The organism is Streptomyces sp. 5-10, from assembly GCF_014712245.1.
In the GTDB taxonomy this organism is placed as follows: Bacteria; Actinomycetota; Actinomycetes; order Streptomycetales; family Streptomycetaceae; genus Streptomyces; species Streptomyces violaceusniger.
In genome coordinates, this window is the sequence record NZ_JACVYG010000002.1 from 1 (window position 1) to 17,250 (window position 17,250).

Annotated in this window: 16 protein-coding genes; 8 read left to right on the plus strand and 8 right to left on the minus strand. The window is 73.9% G+C overall.

The features are described 5' to 3' along the window. From IEJ02_RS02335 to IEJ02_RS02350, 4 genes are all read right to left on the minus strand, one after another. The coding region (locus IEJ02_RS02335; RefSeq protein WP_223863281.1) for a reverse transcriptase-like protein at positions 1-504 on the minus strand (504 nt) is incomplete at its 3' end. A 4-nt stretch (positions 505-508) separates the two neighbouring features. Continuing rightward, positions 509-1,252, minus strand: coding sequence for a zinc ribbon domain-containing protein (locus tag IEJ02_RS50215; protein WP_137980699.1), 744 nt, complete (start codon positions 1,250-1,252; stop codon positions 509-511). Positions 1,253-1,292: 40 nt separating this feature from the next. Then, entirely contained in the window at positions 1,293-2,141 is an 849-nt protein-coding gene (locus tag IEJ02_RS02345) for a Nif3-like dinuclear metal center hexameric protein (protein ID WP_191063129.1), read from the minus strand. A 195-nt stretch (positions 2,142-2,336) separates the two neighbouring features. Next, on the minus strand, positions 2,337-3,374 hold the full coding sequence (locus IEJ02_RS02350) for an ABC transporter substrate-binding protein (protein WP_191063130.1): 1,038 nt from the start codon (positions 3,372-3,374) through the stop codon (positions 2,337-2,339). A gap of 227 nt (positions 3,375-3,601) precedes the next feature. On the opposite strand from IEJ02_RS02350, the gene IEJ02_RS50220 reads away from it, so the two are divergent. Beyond that, the gene (locus tag IEJ02_RS50220; RefSeq protein ID WP_317985700.1) at positions 3,602-5,713 is read left to right on the plus strand and encodes a hypothetical protein; all 2,112 of its coding nucleotides are present in this window, start codon (positions 3,602-3,604) and stop codon (positions 5,711-5,713) included. 137 nt (positions 5,714-5,850) lie between these two features. Next, a complete protein-coding gene (locus tag IEJ02_RS02360; protein WP_165556244.1) occupies positions 5,851-6,012 on the plus strand; it encodes a hypothetical protein in 162 nt (53 codons plus the stop codon). 154 nt (positions 6,013-6,166) lie between these two features. Here the strand turns inward: IEJ02_RS02360 and IEJ02_RS02365 are convergent, their stop codons facing one another. From IEJ02_RS02365 to chsH3, 3 genes are all read right to left on the minus strand, one after another. After that, complete coding sequence (locus IEJ02_RS02365; protein WP_191063131.1) at positions 6,167-7,120, minus strand: 3-oxoacyl-ACP reductase; 954 nt, start codon at positions 7,118-7,120, stop codon at positions 6,167-6,169. Beyond that, a complete protein-coding gene (locus IEJ02_RS02370; RefSeq protein ID WP_191063132.1) occupies positions 7,105-8,190 on the minus strand; it encodes a Zn-dependent alcohol dehydrogenase in 1,086 nt (361 codons plus the stop codon). Before IEJ02_RS02370 ends, IEJ02_RS02365 begins: the two co-directional genes overlap by 16 nt. A gap of 122 nt (positions 8,191-8,312) precedes the next feature. Further along, positions 8,313-9,167 carry an enoyl-CoA hydratase ChsH3 gene (chsH3, locus tag IEJ02_RS02375; RefSeq protein WP_137980700.1) on the minus strand — a complete coding sequence of 285 codons (855 nt, stop codon included), beginning with the start codon at positions 9,165-9,167 and terminating at the stop codon, positions 8,313-8,315. A 317-nt stretch (positions 9,168-9,484) separates the two neighbouring features. Here chsH3 and IEJ02_RS02380 point away from each other — a divergent pair, with 317 nt between their 5' ends. Then, entirely contained in the window at positions 9,485-10,747 is a 1,263-nt protein-coding gene (locus tag IEJ02_RS02380; protein WP_191063133.1) for a sensor histidine kinase, read from the plus strand. A gap of 59 nt (positions 10,748-10,806) precedes the next feature. Next, positions 10,807-11,448 (plus strand): response regulator transcription factor, encoded by a 642-nt coding sequence (locus tag IEJ02_RS02385; RefSeq protein WP_191063440.1) that lies wholly within the window; start codon positions 10,807-10,809, stop codon positions 11,446-11,448. A 23-nt stretch (positions 11,449-11,471) separates the two neighbouring features. Here IEJ02_RS02385 and IEJ02_RS02390 read toward each other — a convergent pair whose 3' ends face one another. Next, on the minus strand, positions 11,472-12,932 hold the full coding sequence (locus IEJ02_RS02390; RefSeq protein WP_191063134.1) for an MFS transporter: 1,461 nt from the start codon (positions 12,930-12,932) through the stop codon (positions 11,472-11,474). 284 nt (positions 12,933-13,216) lie between these two features. Between IEJ02_RS02390 and IEJ02_RS02395 the strand changes: the two genes are divergently transcribed. The 4 genes from IEJ02_RS02395 (at position 13,217) to IEJ02_RS02410 (ending at position 17,154) form a co-directional block, all read left to right on the plus strand. Next, entirely contained in the window at positions 13,217-13,810 is a 594-nt protein-coding gene (locus IEJ02_RS02395) for a class I SAM-dependent methyltransferase (RefSeq protein ID WP_223863322.1), read from the plus strand. Positions 13,811-14,005: 195 nt separating this feature from the next. Continuing rightward, positions 14,006-14,953, plus strand: a complete 948-nt coding sequence (locus IEJ02_RS02400) for an N-acetylmuramoyl-L-alanine amidase (RefSeq protein WP_191063136.1) — start codon at positions 14,006-14,008, stop codon at positions 14,951-14,953. A gap of 161 nt (positions 14,954-15,114) precedes the next feature. After that, entirely contained in the window at positions 15,115-15,954 is an 840-nt protein-coding gene (locus IEJ02_RS02405) for a DUF5336 domain-containing protein (protein ID WP_191063137.1), read from the plus strand. Positions 15,955-16,143: 189 nt separating this feature from the next. Further along, positions 16,144-17,154, plus strand: coding sequence for an LLM class F420-dependent oxidoreductase (locus tag IEJ02_RS02410; protein WP_191063138.1), 1,011 nt, complete (start codon positions 16,144-16,146; stop codon positions 17,152-17,154). Positions 17,155-17,250: the final 96 nt, after the last annotated feature.

Here is a 17,250-nt window from a genome sequence, read left to right on the forward strand (position 1 = left end):
CTCGGCGAGGGCGTCGTCGGCGGGCGCGGCGGCCTCCGGCGCGCCCGCCGCCAGCGTGCCGCCGGGCGGCACCTTCGGCCGCCACCGCTCGCCCCGCTTGCCCGCGTCCATCGCCTCGTTGGCGAGCCGGTCCGCGTGCTTGTTGTTCTCGCGCGGGATCCACTCGTACCTCACCTGGCCGGGCGGGACGATCCCCTTGGCCTCGGCGGCGAGCGGCCGCATATCGGGGTGCTTGATCTTCCAGCGGCCCGACATCTGCTCGATGACCAGCTTGGAGTCCATCCGCACCCGGACCTCGGCCACCGGGTCCAGGGCGTACGCCGCCCGCAACCCGGCGATCAGGCCCTTGTACTCGGCCACGTTGTTGGTCGCGGTGCCCAGGTACTCGGCCACCTCGGCGAGCGTCTCACCGGTCTCGGCGTCGCGCACGAGGGCGCCGTAACCGGCCGGCCCGGGGTTGCCCCGGGACCCGCCGTCCGCCTCGACGATGAAGCGCCGCGCCATCGGCCTACAGCCCCGACTCGGGCGTACGGACCAGGATCCGGCGGCAGTTCTCGCACCGCACCACCGTGTCGGGGGCCGCCGAGCGCACCTCGTTGAGCTCGGTGATGGCGAGCTCCTGGCGGCAGCCGTCGCAGCTCCGCTGGTAGAGCCGGGCCGCGCCGATGCCGCCCTGCTGCTCGCGCAGCTTGTCGTAGAGGGTCAGCAGATCGGCGGGGATGGTCCCGGCGATCACCTCGCGCTCCTTGGTGACGGTCGCGATCTCGGCGTCGATCCCCTCGGCCGCCGCGTCCCGGCGCGCGGTGGCGTCGGCGATCTTCGACTGGAGGGACTCCACCCGCTCGGTCAGCTCGGCGACCCGCTCCTGGACGGACTCCCGGCGCTCCATGACCTCCAGGACGACGTCCTCCAGGTCGCCCTGGCGCTTGGCGAGGGAGGCGATCTCGTGCTGGAGGTTCTCCAGGTCCTTCGGCGAGGTGACGGCCCCGGAGTCCAGGCGCTTCTGGTCGCGGGCGGCGCGCTGGCGCACCTGCTCCACGTCCTGCTCCGCCTTGGTCTGCTCGCGGGCGGTGTCGCTCTCCTCGGTCTGCGCGGCGATGAGCAGATCGCGCAGCTGGGTGTGATCGGCGTTCAGCGTCTCGATCTCGGCGTGCTCGGGCAGCGTCTTGCGCTTGTGCGCGAGCTGCGACAGCCGGACGTCGAGCGCCTGGACGTCGAGAAGGCGGATCTGATCGGCGGGCGCGGCATTCAGCGTGGGGCTCCAGGGGAGTCGAGTGGGAACGGAAACGAGGTCAGGGAGTCGAGCGGGGGGCGGCGGGGGCCGCGGCGTGGGCCGTCCAGGGGTCGGTCACGATACGGGAGACATGCGTCCGCAGACCCCAGCCGTGCCGGTCGGAGATCTCGTCCAGCTGGGCCGCGGCCTGCTCGGTCCAGGGCCATTCGGTGGCCCAGTGCGCGGCGTCCAGCAGGGCGAGATCGCTGTGCTCCCGCGCCTCCGAGGACGGGTGGTGGCGCAGATCGGCGGTGAGGAACGCGTCGACCCCGGCCGCGCGCACCGCGTCGAAGAGGCTGTCGCCCGAGCCGCCGCTGACGGCCACCCGGCGGACGGTACGGTCCGGGTCGCCCGCGGCGCGGATCCCCTGCGCGGTGGCGGGCAGCCGGGCGGCGGCGCGCTCGGCGAACTCCCGCAGCGTCTCGGGGTGGTCGAGCTCGCAGATCCGGCCCAGTCCGCGGCGGCCCTCGGGGTCGGTGGCGTCGGGCACCAGCGGGCCGACGATCCGCAGGTCGAGCGCGCCGGCGAGGGCGTCGGAGACGCCGGGGTCGGCGGTGTCGGCGTTGGTGTGCGCGACGTGCAGGGCGATGTCGTGCTTGATCAGTGTGTGCACCACCCGGCCCTTGAAGGTGGAGGCGGCGACCGTGGTCGTCCCCCGCAGATAGAGCGGATGGTGGGTGATCAGCAGATCGGCGCCGAGGTCCACCGCCTCGTCGGCCACTTCCTGGACCGGGTCGACGGCGAACAGCACGCGGGTGACCTCGGCGTCGGGGTCACCGCACACCGTGCCGACGGCGTCCCACTGCTCCGCCCGCTCGGGCGGCCAGAGGGCGTCGAGTGCGGCGAGGACGTCGTTGAGTGCGGGCACGGGGCAAGGCTACCTCCCGGATCACGGCTGAGCCCTGCCCCGGGCTTCACTCAACGCGACCAGCGCGACGCCCGGTCGCCACGCGGGCTCCGCCCGGGAACCACGGTCCGGCCGGCCTGGCGCGGACGCCGACGGCGGGCCGCCCGCTCCGGAGTTCGCTCTCGGGCGGCGCCCCGAGTTCCCGAGCGGAAACGCTCATCCGTGGACGAGGTAGCCGCGCAGGTCGTCCAGGACCCGGTCGGCGGCGGTGACGCCCAGGCCCAGGTACCAGGTCTCCTCGTCGACGTCCTTGGCCCGGCCCACCTTGACCGCCTTCAGCTTCTTCCACAGCGGGTTGGACTGCGCCTGGTCTCGCTTGGTGGCCTTGGGGTCGCCGTAGACGCCGGTGAAGATCCAGTCGGCGTCGGCCTCGTCGATCCGCTCCGGGCCGATCTCCGCGGCGAGGTCGTTGATCCGCTGGTTCTTCGGGCGCGGCAGGCCGACGTCCTGGAGGATGGTGCCGATGAAGGACGCCTTGGCGTAGAGCCGGGTGGCCTGCGGCATGAAGCGGAGCATGGTGATGGTCGGCTTGTCGGCGCCGATGTCCTCGCCGAGCTTCTTGGCCTTCTTCTCGTACGCGTCGAGGGAGCGCTCGGCCTCGGCGGTGCGGTCCAGGGCCGCGGCGTTGAGGCGGTAGTTCTCCTTCCAGGTGAAGCCGGGGCGGATGGAGAAGACGGTCGGGGCGATCTGCTTCAGCTCGTCGTAGAGCGGTTCGGCGCGCAGCTTGCTGCCGAGGATCAGATCGGGGTGGAGGGCGTTGATGGCCTCGAGGTTGAGGTTGTTGATGGTGCCGACGTTCTTCGGGTTCCCGGCGTCCTTCTTGAGGTAGTCGGGTATGGCCTGGTCGCCCTCGGAGGGTGCGTAGCCGACCGGCTTCAGCCCCAGCGAGACCACGTTGTCGAGCTCGCCGACGTCGAGCACCACGACCCGCTTCGGCTTGCTCTTGAGCTCGGTCTTGCCCATCGCGTGGGTGATGGTGCGGGGGAACGCGCCGGGCCGCGCGTCCGTGCCCAGCTTCGCGGTCTCCTCGGCCGCCTTGCCGAAGTCCTTGCCGCCCTGGGCGACGGACTTCCCGCCCCCGCCGTTGCGCTTGCCGCCGTCCGCGCCGTCGTCCGACGAGCCACAGGCGGTGAGGGAGAGCGCCCCGGCCAGGGCGAGGGCGAGGGCGGCACTGCCGCGGACGCGCAGGGACATGACGGAGCTCCAGGGATAGCCGGGCGCGCCCGTCCGCACGGGCGCGCCGATCGCACTTAGGTGTGCCTTACTTTAATCACAAACCATCCCCGCGTCGCTTACAGCACATTCACCCCCGACCTCTCAGGCGAATCGGGCAAGCGCCACACTTACGGGTGGAGCACGCCCATTACGGCCTTCGGCAGCGAGTGCGAAAACTACGTTCAGTGGCCGGAGGTGACTGACCGATGACTGCCTGTGCCTTCGACACCGCCCTCACCGGGGGCGTCGGCGACCGGCCACGAGGGGGTTTCACCATCGCCTCGGACCGCTCGTACGGCGCGCGGCTCGCGCTCAGCGGGGAGGCGGGCCGCTGGTACCCGGAGCGCTGGACGCTGGACGGCCCGGAGCCCTACGCCGTGCCGCTGCCCGCCGCCCAGCCCGAGGAGCCGGACAGCGAGTTGCTGCCGCTGGCCGACGGGCAGGTGCTCATCCACCGCCGGGTGGCCGGCCACCACGCCTTCTCGCTGCTCTACCCGACCGGCCCCGGCACCGGCGAGCGCCCGCTCGGCGCCATCGACCGCGCCGAGGTCTCGCTGCTGCCGCCCGCGCCCGGCGGCCTGTGCGCGTTCGCGCTGGGGCGCGGGCCGCGGTCCACCTCCGTCTGGCTGCTGTTCGGCGGCGGCGTCCTCGCCCCCCAGCACCTGGCCGAGGTGCCCGGCCGCTGTACGGGCGGCAGTTGGCTGGACCGTACGGGCCGGCTGCTGGCCCTCGACCGCGAACTCGACGGCCGCACCAAGACCGTGGTGGTCGACCTGCGGCGCGGCGGCGAGACCAGCCCGCTGCTGCAGATCACCGAGCGCAGCGACGACCGGCTGCTGCTCGCCGACCCCGACAGCGGTCTGCTGCTCGTACGGTCCGACGCGCCCGGCGAGCAGCGGCTGGGCTGGGGCGTGCTGGGCAGCACCCGGCCGGTGCGGTTCCCGGACTGCCTGCGGCCCGCCGGGTGGTCGGAGGCCACGCCGTTCGCGGTGCAGCCGGGGCAGGTGCTGACGCCCGAGGTGTGCGCGGTGGCCTTCCGCATCGACGGACGGGGCGGGTTCGGGTCCGGGCGGCCGTGGGTGGGCGTTTGGCGCCCGGCGGAGCGGCGCTTGCGCGAGTTCCCGGCCCCGGAGGGCTGGCTCCCGGGCGCGGGCCTGTGGACGAGGGACGGCGAACTGCGACTGCCGTACGTCACCCCCCAGGTGCCCTGCGGGCTGGCCCGGGTCCGCCCGCCCGGGGCGGCGGGGTCGGCGGAAGCGGCGGGGGCCGCTGGGTCGGCGCCGAGGTCGTCGGGGGGCTCATGGGTGACGGCGGCGCCGGGCGGTACGGGTGGTGCCACGAGCAACGCCACGCACAGCACCGCGAGCGCGGCGGAACCGTCCGGGACGGGGTCGTTCGGGTCGGGGCCGTTCGGGTCGGCGGAGGCGCGGTGGAGACCCGACGACACGGCGGCGCCGTGGGCGCCGGGCGAGGCGACCGGGGCGCGGCGGATCGCGGGGGTGACACCGGTGACCGAGCCGTCCGGCCGGGTGGCGGAGCCGCCCGACCCGGCCACGACCCGGGCGCCCGAGGCGCTGTGGCGACGGGACGACGCGACAGGAGCCCGGCGGATCGCGCCGGTGACTGCGGTGCCCGAGCCCTCGGGTCGGGCGGCGGAGGCACCATGGCGGCCGGACGACGCGACGGGGCCGTGGGCGTCGGACGACGCGGCGGCGCCGTGGGGGTCGGGCGAGGCGTCCGGGGCGCGGCGGATCGCGGGGGTGACGCGGGCATCCGGCCCGGCCGCGGCCGAAGCGCGGGGCGTTCAGGCGTCGCGGACGCGGACGATGACGCCCCCAGCCGGGATCCCGACCAGGATCACACCGTGGACCCGGGTCGGCGGACCCGGCGCGTCCGCCTCCGTGCGAGCGTCCGGGCCGACGCCTGAGCCGATGCCGTCGCCGTCCCCGTCGCTGTCCCCGTCGCCGTCCCCGTCGCGGGCACCCGAGCCGATGCCGCTACGGGAGCGGGTGCCGATGGCCGTACACGAGCCGGTGCCGATGGCCGTGCACGAGCCGGTGCCGATGGCCGTGCACGAGCCGGTGCCGATGGCCGTGCACGAGCGGGTGCCGGAGCCCGAGTGCGGGTCCGGGGTCGAGCCGTGGGGCGGGACCGGGTCGTGGGCCGGGGTCGAGCAGGAGATGGGGCCCGAGCCGGAGCCCGCTCCCGGGACCGGTCTGACCCCCGCCCTGCGGCCCGTACCGCTGCAGCAGGCGCCGCTCGCGCGGCCACCGCGGCCCCGGCCACCCCGCTGGGTCCGGGATCACCCACTTGGTTAGACTCTGGCAGGGGCTGCGCGTCCCTGCGTTCCGTCACGCGCGGGACGCCCCGGGTGATGCGCATGGAACGTCGTGCGACATCGTGGTCAGCCCCTTTCGCACAGTACAAAGCGATCTGACGGGGTGACGTACCCACCATGTCCGAAACCCACATCGACACGACCCAGGCGCGCCCGCGGGACGCCGCCGCGGCCCAGGCCGATGGCGGTCAGGGCAAGCACCGGGGGCAGGCCGCGTCCGAGGAGACCCAGGCACCGGCCCACGGCCGCCACCGCCGCCCGAACGAGAACGGCTCCTGAGGACCTCAGGGTCCGCACAACCTCAGGGCAACCTCAGGGTCAGCACAACCTCAGGCTCGTCCCCGATCGCGGGACGGGCTGGATTTCCTCCGGAAGTCCGGCCCGTCCGGCGATCGCGGGGTGCCCCCGGCCAGCCCCCGGCCGACGCGGCACCTCATCCCCGCTTGAGCCCCAGCACCTCCACCGCCGCGAAGCCCTCCCCGCCCCGCTCCGCGAAGTACGGCGTCAGCGCCGCGTCCAGCTCCTCGAAGCCGAAGGCGTCCCCCTTCGCGTCCACCTTCGCCGCCACCTTGGGCCGCTCCAGGACCGCCAGCATGCCGCCGTGCACCACGAACACCTGGCCGTTCACCTTCGCCGCGGCCGGTGAGGCGAGATAGCCGACCAGCGGGGCCGCGTGTTCGGGGGCGAGGGCGTCGAGGCGGCCGTCCTCCGGGGGCTCGAAGTCGGCGAAGACGTCCTCGGTCATCCGGGTGCGGGCGCGCGGACAGATGACGTTGGCCGTCACCCCGTACTTGGCGAGGGCCGCCGCCGTGGAGATGGTGAGCCCGACGATGCCGCCCTTGGCCGCCGCGTAGTTCGGCTGGCCCGGCGAACCGACGAGGAACGCCTCGGAGGAGGTGTTGACGATCCGGCCGTGCACCGGGCCGCCGTCCGCCGCCTTGGACCGCTCGCGCCAGTGCGCGGCGGCGAAGCGGATGGTGTTGAAGTGGCCCTTGAGATGGACGCGAATCACCGCGTCCCACTCGTCCTCGCTCATCGAGAAGACCATCCGGTCGCGCAGGATGCCCGCGTTGTTGACCAGGATGTCCAGTGCGCCGTACGTGTCGATCGCGAGCCGGACCAGCTCGCCCGCCTGTGTGAAGTCGGCCACGTCGCCCGCGTGGGCCGTGGCCCGGCCGCCGGCCGCGCGGATCTCCTCGACGACCTGCTCGGCGGGGCCCGCCGATGCCTCGCCGCTGCCGTCGCGTCCGCCCTGTCCGTAGTCGTTGACGACGACACTGGCGCCCAGCCGCGCCAGCTCCAGGGCCTCGGCGCGGCCGAGGCCGCGCCCGGCGCCGGTGACGATCGCGGTCTTCCCGGCCAGCGGGCCGGTCACATGTCGATGCATGTGCGCAGCGCCTCCCCGGTCCGCATCTGGCCGATCGCGTCGTTGATCTCGGCGAGCCGCACCCGGTGGGTGATCAGCCCTTCGAGGTCGATCCGGCCCGCCCGCCACAGGTCGATGGTGCGCCGGTAGGAGCGGAGCACATCGCCGCCGCCGTACAGCGAGGGCAGGATCCGCTTCTCGTCGAAGAACAGCTCGAACATGTTGAGCTGGAGGAAGTCGTCCAGCGCCCCGGCGCCGACGACGCACAGCGTGCCGCCGCGCCGGGTGATCTCGTACGCCCGGCGGGCGGTGGCGGAGCGGCCCACGACCTCGAAGACGTAGTCGAAGCCCTCCCCCGCCGTGACGCTGTTCTTGGCGCTGTCCAGGCCGTCCGGCGTCACCGCCTCGGTGGCGCCGAAGCGCAGCGCGGCCTCGCGCCGCGACTCCACGGGGTCGACGGCGACGATCTGCGCGGCGCCCGACGCCCTCGCCCCCTGGATGACGCTGATGCCCACCCCGCCGCAGCCGATGACCGCGACCGACGAACCGGCCTCCACCCGGGCGGTGTTGAAGACGGCCCCGAGCCCGGTGGTCACCCCGCAGCCGATGAGGGCCGCGATGTCGTACGGGACGTCGTCGGGGATCGGCACGGCGCAGGGCGCGGCCAGAACGATCTCCTCGGCGAAGGTGCCGGTCCCGGACATCCCGAAGACGTCCTCCGGACTGCCGCCGGGGCGCCGGAAGTTGGGCGTTCCGGCGTTCATGAACCCGGTCAGGCACAGCTCGGTCTGACCGCGCTGACAGGACGGACAGCCGCCGCACGCGGGCAGCCAGCACACCAGCACCCGGTCGCCGGCGCTCAGCCCGGTCACCCCGTCGCCCACGTCGAGGATCTCGCCCGCGCCCTCGTGGCCGGGGACGAACGGCGCGGGCTGCGGCAGCACCCCGGCCATCGCGGAGAGGTCGGAGTGGCACAGCCCGGTGGCCCTCAGCCGCAGCCGGACCTTGCCGGGGCCGAAGCCCACCGCCTCGATGTCGTCGAGGACCTCGAGCTTGTCCTGTCCCGTCTCGTGCAGTACGGCTGCGCGCACAGCGGCTCCTCGTGATGTTCGAGCGTGCGTGATCTCATGCGTGCGTGGATGCGGGGGTCGGTGAATTCGGGGGTCGGTGAATTCGGGCGTGCGTGGTCTCAGGGGTTCGGGCGTGCGTGGTCTCAGGCGAGTTCGACGACGGTGTCGGTGAGGACCGGCGCGTCGTCCCGCTCGACGGCGGTCGCCGTCACCTGGACGCGCCCCTCGTCCTGCCACATCCGGACGCGCAGGGTCTCGCCCGGATAGGCCACCCCGGCGAAGCGGGTGGTGTACGAGCGCACCCGGTCCACCTCCCCGTCCAGCGCCGTGTCCACGACCGCCTTGAGCACCATCCCGTACGAGCACAGCCCGTGCAGGATGGGCTTCTCGAACCCCGCCAGCTTGGCGAACTCGGGGTCGGCGTGGAGCGGGTTCCAGTCCCCGGAGAGCCGGTAGAGCAGCGCCTGGTCCTCGCGGATGGCCCGCTCGACGGTGCGGTCCGGCTCGCGGGCCGGGGGCTCCAGGCGGTCGGAGGGGCCGCGCTCACCGCCGAAGCCGCCCTCGCCCCGGACGAAGATCCGGGTGTCGCAGGTCCACAGCGGGCCGTCCGCGTCGGCCACGTCGGAGCGCAGCACGATGACCGCCGCCTTGCCCTTGTCGTAGACGGCGGCGACCTTCGAGGTCTGGGTGGCGTCCCCGCCGAGCGGGATGGGCCGGTGCAGTTCGACGGTCTGGCCGCCGTGCAGGACGGCGGCGAGGTCGACGTCGATACCGGGTGCGGCCATGCCCCCGGCGACCGCCATCCCGCCGCCCGCGACGGTCGCGAAGCTGGGGAGCACATGGAGCTTGCTCTCCAGGGTGTAGCGGAGCTCCTGGGGGTCGGTGGCGGGGATTCCGGCGCCGATGCCCAGGTGGTAGAGCTGGATGTCCTTCTGCCCCCAGATGAGAGCCGTGCTCCGGGGTTCGGCCGAGACGGCCTTCGCGACATCGATGGGCATGGGGCGACACCACTCCTTGGTCCGCTCGCTTGGCCACGGTCCGAAGACCCCGGCCCGCCCGTCCGCACCGTCGGCCGTGCCGGGGTCGTCGCTGGTCGGCAGGGTCACGTCGTCCGCGTGGACATGTAGAACGCGTTCTAGCCGATGGCACCCTGTATAGCCCAATCGCCCCGAAGGGGGAAGGGTGCGGACGACGTGTACTGACGGCCCGTCAGGTGGCGGTGGCCGGGGTGCCAAAGCCCCTGGGACAAATGTCACGGCCATCCCCCGACATCCGCATCTGCCCAGCTCATACGGGGATCCCTAAGGTCGGACGCATGCATGCCACCGCCGCGCGCATCGAGCGCCTCAAGCCGCCGGGCCGCCCGGCCTTCGTGCCCTGGCTCTTCATGCTCTCGGGGGACGTACAGGGGCTCTTCAAGGGGAAGACGCCACTGCCGTGGCTCGGCGGCGCGGGGGTGGCGGCCTTCGTCGCGCTCTACCTCACCACCGTCTTCAGCGGCCTCGACGAGCGCCGCCGCCACACCAGGACCCCGTTCCTGGCGCTCGCCGGGCTGGCGGCGGTCACCTATGCGCTGGGCATCGGCTACGCCGGGAACTGGCTGCTGTGCTTCCCGCTGCTGTCGCTGGCCTCCGGGATCGTGCTGCGCGGGGGGAGGCGGCCGCTGGGGCCCGTCATCATCGTGCTGTCCGGCTCCGCGGGAGTCATCGCCGGGCTCCGCGGCGGCCCCTCGGACTCGCTCACGGTCGGTTACGGCACCATGCTGTCCGGTCTGGTGACGGCGGCCATCCTGTCGCTCTTCGAGACCGTGGCCCAGCTCCGCGCGACCCGCCAGGAACTGGCCCGTACGGCGGTGGAGAAGGAGCGGCTGCGGTTCTCCCGCGATCTGCACGACCTGCTGGGCCACACCATGTCGGTCGTCGTGGTCAAGGCGGAGGCGGTGCGCCGGCTCGCCCCGAGGGACCTGGAGGCCGCGCTGGGGCAGGCCGCGGACATCGAGGCGGTGGGGCGGCAGGCGCTCACCGAGATCCGCGAGGCCGTCACCGGCTATCGCGAGGGCAGCCTGGCCACCGAGCTGGACCGGGCCCGCTCGGCGCTGGACGCCGCCGGTATCGAGGCCGCCGTCCGCCGCGACGGGCCGCCGCTGGCCCCGCAGACCGAGGCGCTGCTGGGGTGGGTGGTGCGCGAAGGCGTCACCAATGTGGTGCGGCACAGCGGGGCGTCCCGGTGCGAGATCGAGGTCCGCGGTGGCATGGACCGGGTACGGCTGGAGATCACGGACGACGGGGGCGGCGTAGGCTCCCGAGCCACCGGTACGCGCGCGGCGGGCGCGGCGAACACGGCGGGCCCGGACGGCGCGGACGGCGCGGACGGCGCGGAGGGCGCGGAGGGCGCGATGAGCGCGGACGGCGCGATCGGCGGTACGGGGCTCAAGGGCCTGGCCGAGCGGCTGTCCGCGGCGGGCGGCTCGCTGGAGTTCGGCCCGGGCGGGCGCCGGGGTTTCCGGCTCGTCGCCGAACTGCCGGTGGATACGGAGGATGTGGTGGAGGCCGAGTTCGAGGGGGCCCGGACGGCGTGAACGACGCGAAGGGCGTGGACGACGCGGAGAACGCGCAGGGCGCGAAGGACGCGGAGGGCATGAACCAGGCGAAGGGGGCGAGCGGCGCGAACGGCGTGATCAAGCTCCTGCTCGCCGAGGACCAGGGGATGATGCGGGGCGCGCTCGCCCTGCTGCTCGGGCTCGAGGACGACTTCGAGATCGTCGCACGGCTCGGGAACGGGGACGAGATCGTGCCCCAGGCCCTGGAGACCCGGCCCGATGTGGCGCTGCTCGACATCGAACTGCCCGGCCGCAGCGGTCTGGACGCGGCCGCCGCGCTGCGCGAGGCGCTGCCGGAGTGCCAGGTGCTGATCCTGACCACCTTCGGCCGCCCCGGCTATCTGCGCCGGGCGATGGAGGCGGGGGCGGCCGGGTTCCTGGTCAAGGACGGCCCGGTGGAGGATCTGGCCGTGGCGATCCGGCGGGTGCTGGCCGGTGAGCGCGTGATCGACCCGGGCCTGGCCGCCGCCGCGCTCAGTGCGGGCCCCAACCCGCTGACCCAGCGCGAGCGCGATGTACTCTCGGCGGCGGTGGACGGGGCGACGGTCGCGGACATCGCGGCCAAGGTGCACCTCTCCCCCGCCACCGTGCGCAACTACCTCTCCTCGGCCATCGGCAAGACCCAGACCCGCAACCGCATGGAGGCCGTCCGCGCCGCCCGCCAGAACGGCTGGCTGTGAGAGTGGGAACCGAGGCCATGAGGCTATGAGGAGCCGCGGGTGACCGCGACCGCGGGCGTGCGCGGCAGCAGGACGGCCATCAGCACCACCGCCGTCGCGATGATCCCGGTGGCCACGGCGAAGGCGTGGCCGTACCCGGCCGCGAGCGCCTCCGGCCCGGCCCCGCCGTGCGCCGCGATCCGCTCGGCCGCGACCGTGGCCAGCACGGTCAGGCCGAGCGCGCCACCGATCTGCCGTGAGGTGTTGACCAGCCCCGACACCAGCCCCGCCTCGGAGGGGGCGGCGCCGGAGGTGGCGGAGGCGGCGAGCGGGGTCATCATCAGCCCGGACCCCAGGGACATGATGATCGCGGGGCCCAGGACCGTCCCCACATAGGTGCCGTCGGCGCCCATCCGGCTCTGCCACGCGTAGCCGACGACGGCCAGCGAACCACCCGCGATCGCCAGCAGCTTGCCGTCCACCCGGGCCATCAGCCGGGGCGCGAGCTTCGAGCCGAGGACGATCGACAGGCTGTGCGGGAGGAAGGCGAGCCCGGCCTTCACCGGGCTGAAGTGCAACACGTTCTGCAGGTAGAGCGACATGAGGTACCACATGGCGAACATGCCGCCGCCGCACACCACCATCACCGCGTTCGCCGCCGACACCGCCCGGATCCGGAACAGCCGCAGCGGCATCAGCGGCTCCTCCGTACGCGCCTCGACGGCCACGAACACCGCGAGCAGCACGAGCCCGGCGAGCAGCGGGCCGAGCGAGGCGGCGGCGGTCCAGCCGTGCGGTTCGGTCTGCACGATGCCGTACGCGAGCGCCGCGACGCCCGCCGTGACCAGCACCGCGCCCGGTATGTCGAGCCGCCGTGCCACTCTCGAGCGGCCCTCGGTCAGCCACACCGCCGCGGCCACCAGCACCACGATGCCCACCGGCACGTTGACCAGCAGCACCCAGCGCCAGGACAGGTACTCGGTGAGCACACCGCCGACCAGCCCGCCCGCCGCGCCCCCGCCCGCGCCGACCGCCGTCCAGGTGCCGATGGCCCGGGTGCGGGCCGCGCCGGTCGGGAAGGTGGTGGTGAGGATGGTGAGGGTGGCCGGGGAGAGCACGGCCGCGCCGATGCCCTGCAACGCGCGGGCGGCGATCAGCTGCCAGGGCTCCTGGGCCGCGCCACCGGCGAGGCTGGCCGCGGTGAACAGGCCGAGCCCGGCGAGGAAGACCCGTTTGCGCCCGAAGAGGTCGGCCGCGCGCCCGCCGAGCATCAGGAACCCGGCGAAGGTGAGCGCGTAGGCGTTCACCACCCACTGCAGCGCGGTCCCGCCGAGCCCCAGGTCCGTACGCATCGACGGCAGCGCGACGTTCACCACCGATATGTCGAGCACCACCACGAACTGTCCGGCGCAGGCGGCCAGCAGGACCGCCCAGATGGGGGGCGAGGCGCGCGGGGCCGGGGCGGTGGCTGCGGTTTCCGAGGGGAGGGGCGCTGGGGTGGACATGATGGCGATGCTCGCACCCGGAGCCGGTCCTGCGCATCGGCGTTTCCGCGCATTTGGGTACGTCGCGAGACCTAGGACGTCCCCGGTGGGCACCCGTCGTACGTCCCCGGTGGACACCCGTGTACGTCCCCGGTGGGCACCCGTCACGGGGCCGTGGCCCCGGGCGCGGCGGGCCGGTGGCGGTGCGGCAGGATGAGCGGGTGACCCAGTCTGCTGCCGCCGCTGCCGCTTCCGCGGCCCCCGACCGCACCGTGCTCGACGCCTTCGAGGCGGCGAAGGGCTTCATGCCGCTGGACGAGGGGCTCGCGCTGTACGCCGCGGCCGTGCGGGCGGCGGCGCCTGGGCTGCCGCTGGTGGAGGTCGGCACGTACTGCGGGCGCTCCACGATCCTGCTGGCCGACGCCGCCCGCGCGGCCGGGACGGTCGCCGTGACCGTGGACCACCACCGGGGCTCCGAGGAGCAGCAGCCGGGCTGGGAGTACCACGACCCGGAGGTGGTCGACCCCGAGGTGGGGCGGATGGACACGCTGCCCACCTTCCGCCGCACCCTCCACCGGGCGGGCCTCGAGGACCACGTCATCGCCATGGTCGGGCGGTCCCCGCAGGTCGCGGCGGTGTGGGGGAAGCCGGTCGGGCTGGTGTTCATCGACGGCGGCCACACCGACGAGCACGCGAGCGCCGACTACGAGGGCTGGGCGCCGCATGTCGCGCCGGGCGGGCTGCTGGTGATCCACGACGTCTTCCCCGACCCCGCCGACGGCGGCCAGGCGCCGTACCGGATCTACCGCCGCGCGCTCGCCTCCGGCGCCTTCACCGAGGTCTCCGCCACCCGCTCACTCCGCGTCCTGCGCCGCACCACGGCCGCCCCGCCCGCCTGACCCGGCCGAGACGGCGCGGCCGCCCGGGGCCGGGGTCGCCAGGTCCACCGGGGCCGTCCGGGGCCGAGCGGCCAGGACCGCCGCGGCCACCACCAGCCCGGCGCCCGAGGCACAGCCGCCCGGCGCCCGACCCGGCCGGGGCCGCCGACCGCCCGGCGACCGAGATGCGTCGGGTGGGCCGCTACCATCGCCCGCGTGTCCAACGGCAGCTTTTTTTCAGAGCCCGGTCGCCGCGGCGGCACCCTCGCCATCGTTCTGGTGGCGCTGATACCGACCTGCTTCGTCGGCTGGCTGCTGTGGAGTTCCCTGGGCGGTTCGAAGGACGACGACGGCGCGGGCGGGGCGAGCGGGCCCACGACCTCCTCGACGTCCTCCCCGCCGCCCCCGTCGTCCGGCGCGTCCACCCCGTCCGCACCGTCCGCGCCATCCGAGCAGTCCGGGCACTCCGGGCAGTCCGGAAAGCCCGGTGACCCCCTCAAGGGCAAGGTCGTGGTGATCGACCCCGGACACAATCCCCACAACCGCGACCATCCCTCGCGGATCGCCCGGCTCGTGGACATCGGCACCGAGAAGAAGGAGTGCGACACCACGGGCACGGCCACCAACTCCGGCTACCCCGAGGCCTCCTTCACCCTCGATGCGGCGCGCCGCGCCCGCACGCTGCTCGAGGCGCGCGGCGCCACCGTGCGGCTCACCCAGGACGGCGACCGGCCGTACGGACCGTGCGTGGACGAGCGCGCGGAGATCGGCAACAGGGCCCACGCCGACGCCGTGGTCTCCGTGCACGCGGACGGCGCGGCCGCCGGGGAGCGCGGCTTCCATGTGATCCTGCCCAAGTCCGTACGGGGCGGCGGCGCGGACACCTCCGCCATCACCGCGCCCTCCCGCCAACTCGGCGAGCGGCTGCGCGGCGAGTTCGCCAAGGCCACCGGCAGCGCGCCCGCGCAGTACATCGGCGACGGCAGCGGGTTGGACGTCCGGGGCGACCTGGGCGGGCTCAACCTCTCCACCGTTCCCAAGGTGTTCATCGAGTGCGGCAACATGCGCGACTCCCAGGACGCCGCCGAACTGACCGATACTGCGTGGCGCGAGCGCGCGGCGCGTGGTATCGCACAGGGCATTACGGACTTCTTGAACGAGTAGCGCCGCCACAACCGAACGGGAGGTCACGACCGGGATACCGATGGGACACCCCCGGTCTCCGCCGACGGATTCACCCGTACGATGGGGCCCACCCCCGACGCCTTCGCGCTACGCGCCTGGCGGCAGCGCTCGTACAGACGAAACCGACAAAGGACCTCACGTTGAACATCCGCTCGCTCACTCGAGGCGACGGCGTGGTGATCGGAGCAGCGGTGTTGCTGTTCATCGCCTCCTTCCTCGACTTCTACACCGTCGACTGCGGCGGTAGCAGCTTCTGCAAGGACGCCGGTGAGAACGGATGGAAGTCCGACTTCTTCCCCGTACTGCCGTCGATCTTCCTGGCCGGTCTGATCGCCGCGGCGCTCATCGTCGCCGCACGTTTCCAGCCCGCGGGCCGCAACCTCTTCGGGCTCTCGCTCGACCAGTGGGGTTCGGCGCTCGCGGTCTTCGCGGCCTGGAGCTCGCTGTGGACGATCATCGGTGGCCCGGAGGGAGTCGACAAGGGCGTCGGGCAGATCCTCGGCCTGGTCGCCACCCTGGCGATGGCGGCCGTCGCGCTGCTCACCCAGCGCGTCCCGGCCCTCAAGGCCCCGCTGATGAACGCCTCCGCCCCGGCCCCGTCCCCGTACGGCGCCCAGGGCCCGCAGCCGGGGTACGGCTACCCGGGCCCGGGCGGTGCCCAGCCCGGCGCCCCCGCGCCGTACGGCACCCCCCAGCCCGGCCAGCCCGGTCAGCCGCAGCCCGGCCAGTCCTTCGGCGGCCAGCAGGCTCCGGCCCCCACCCCGCCGGCCGCGGGTGGCGGGGACTTCGCCCCGTTCTGGTTCGCGGTGCCGGTGGCCCGTCCGCTGTACGCGGAGGACGGTTCGTCGAGCACCATCGCCGAACTGGCCCCCGGCACCTGGTACCTCGCGGTGGAACAGCGCGGTCAGGCGCTGGTCGCCCAGACGCAGGACGGCCGCCGCGGTGTGCTCCAGGACACCACGGGGATCCAGCGCGGCTGACCCGCGCGTGCGCGTCGCATGACGTGACCGTGCGCGTCGCATGACGCACCCACGGCCCCTCGCCCGCATACGCTCGGGCGAGGGGCCGTTGCCATGTGCGGCCCCGGCCCGTACAGTCCGGCCGGTGTGTGGCTGACGTGCCGTCAGCCGCCGTTCTCCATTCTGTCCGGCGGAACGAGGGGGCTTGACATGCGGCTCGGTCTGGCGCTCGGCTACTGGGGCCGCGGCCCCGACCCCGGCCATCTGGAACTCGCCCAGGAGGCGGAGCGACTGGGCTACCACTCGGTGTGGACCGCCGAGTCCTGGGGCTCGGACGCCTTCACCCCGCTCACCTGGCTCGCCGCCCACACCACCCGGATCGCGCTCGGCACGGCGGTGGCGCAGATGGCCGCCCGCACCCCCACCGCCACCGCGATGCAGGCGCTCACCCTGGACCATCTCTCCGGCGGCCGGATGATGCTGGGGCTGGGGCTGTCCGGGCCGCAGGTGGTCGAGGGCTGGTACGGGCGCCCGTTCCCCAAGAGCCCGCTGACGGCGACCCGCGAGTACGTCGAGGTCATCCGGCAGGTGCTGAACCGCGAGGCGCCGGTGCGGCTCGACGGGCGCTACCACCCGCACCCCTACGCCGGGCCGGACGCCACCGGCCTCGGCAAACCCCTCAAGCCCATCGTCCATCCGCTGCGCGCCGACCTCCCGGTGCTGCTCGGGGCCGAGGGGCCCAAGAACATCGCACAGACCGTGCGCATCGCCGACGGCTGGCTGCCGCTGTACTGGTCGCCGTCCCGGATGGACCTCTACCAGGCGACGCTGGCCGACGCCCGCGACGGCTTCATGGTGGCGCCGATGACACAGGTGCGGGTGTGCGCCGATGTGGCGGAGGGGCTGAAGCCGGTCAAGGCGATGCTCGGCTTCTACATCGGCGGAATGGGCCACGCGGCCCGGAACTTCCACGCCGATCTGATGGCCCGCTTCGGCTACGAGGCCGAGGCGCGCCGGGTGCAGGAGCTGTTCCTGGCGGGGCGGCGCGCGGAGGCGATCGAGGCGGTGCCGGACGCCTTCGCCGATGAGATCTCGCTGGTCGGGCCGCGTGAACGGATCGCGGAACGGCTGGAGTTGTGGCGCAAGGGCCCGATCACGGATCTGCTGGCGCTGGCGCCGGACGTCCGTACGCTGCGGGTGCTGGCGGAGCTGGCGGGCTGAAGCGCGTCGCAGGCGGGCCGACCGACCGCTTCGTACGCGGCCCGACCGACCGACCGCCTCGTACGCGGTCCGACCGACCGCCTCGTACGCGGTCCG

Excerpts from the sequence above, each read along its gene's own strand:
- IEJ02_RS02350 (WP_191063130.1), bottom strand. The coding sequence starts at position 3,374 with ATGTCCCTGCGCGTCCGCGGCAGTGCCGCCCTCGCCCTCGCCCTGGCC.
- IEJ02_RS02395 (WP_223863322.1), top strand. The coding sequence starts at position 13,217 with ATGCCGCTGGACGAGGGGCTCGCGCTGTACGCCGCGGCCGTGCGGGCG.
- chsH3 (WP_137980700.1), bottom strand. The coding sequence starts at position 9,167 with ATGCCCATCGATGTCGCGAAGGCCGTCTCGGCCGAACCCCGGAGCACG.
- IEJ02_RS02360 (WP_165556244.1), top strand. The coding sequence starts at position 5,851 with ATGTCCGAAACCCACATCGACACGACCCAGGCGCGCCCGCGGGACGCC.
- IEJ02_RS02410 (WP_191063138.1), top strand. The coding sequence starts at position 16,144 with ATGCGGCTCGGTCTGGCGCTCGGCTACTGGGGCCGCGGCCCCGACCCC.
- IEJ02_RS02385 (WP_191063440.1), top strand. The coding sequence starts at position 10,807 with ATGAACCAGGCGAAGGGGGCGAGCGGCGCGAACGGCGTGATCAAGCTC.
- IEJ02_RS02380 (WP_191063133.1), top strand. The coding sequence starts at position 9,485 with ATGCATGCCACCGCCGCGCGCATCGAGCGCCTCAAGCCGCCGGGCCGC.
- IEJ02_RS02365 (WP_191063131.1), bottom strand. The coding sequence starts at position 7,120 with ATGCATCGACATGTGACCGGCCCGCTGGCCGGGAAGACCGCGATCGTC.
- IEJ02_RS02390 (WP_191063134.1), bottom strand. The coding sequence starts at position 12,932 with ATGTCCACCCCAGCGCCCCTCCCCTCGGAAACCGCAGCCACCGCCCCG.
- IEJ02_RS50220 (WP_317985700.1), top strand. The coding sequence starts at position 3,602 with ATGACTGCCTGTGCCTTCGACACCGCCCTCACCGGGGGCGTCGGCGAC.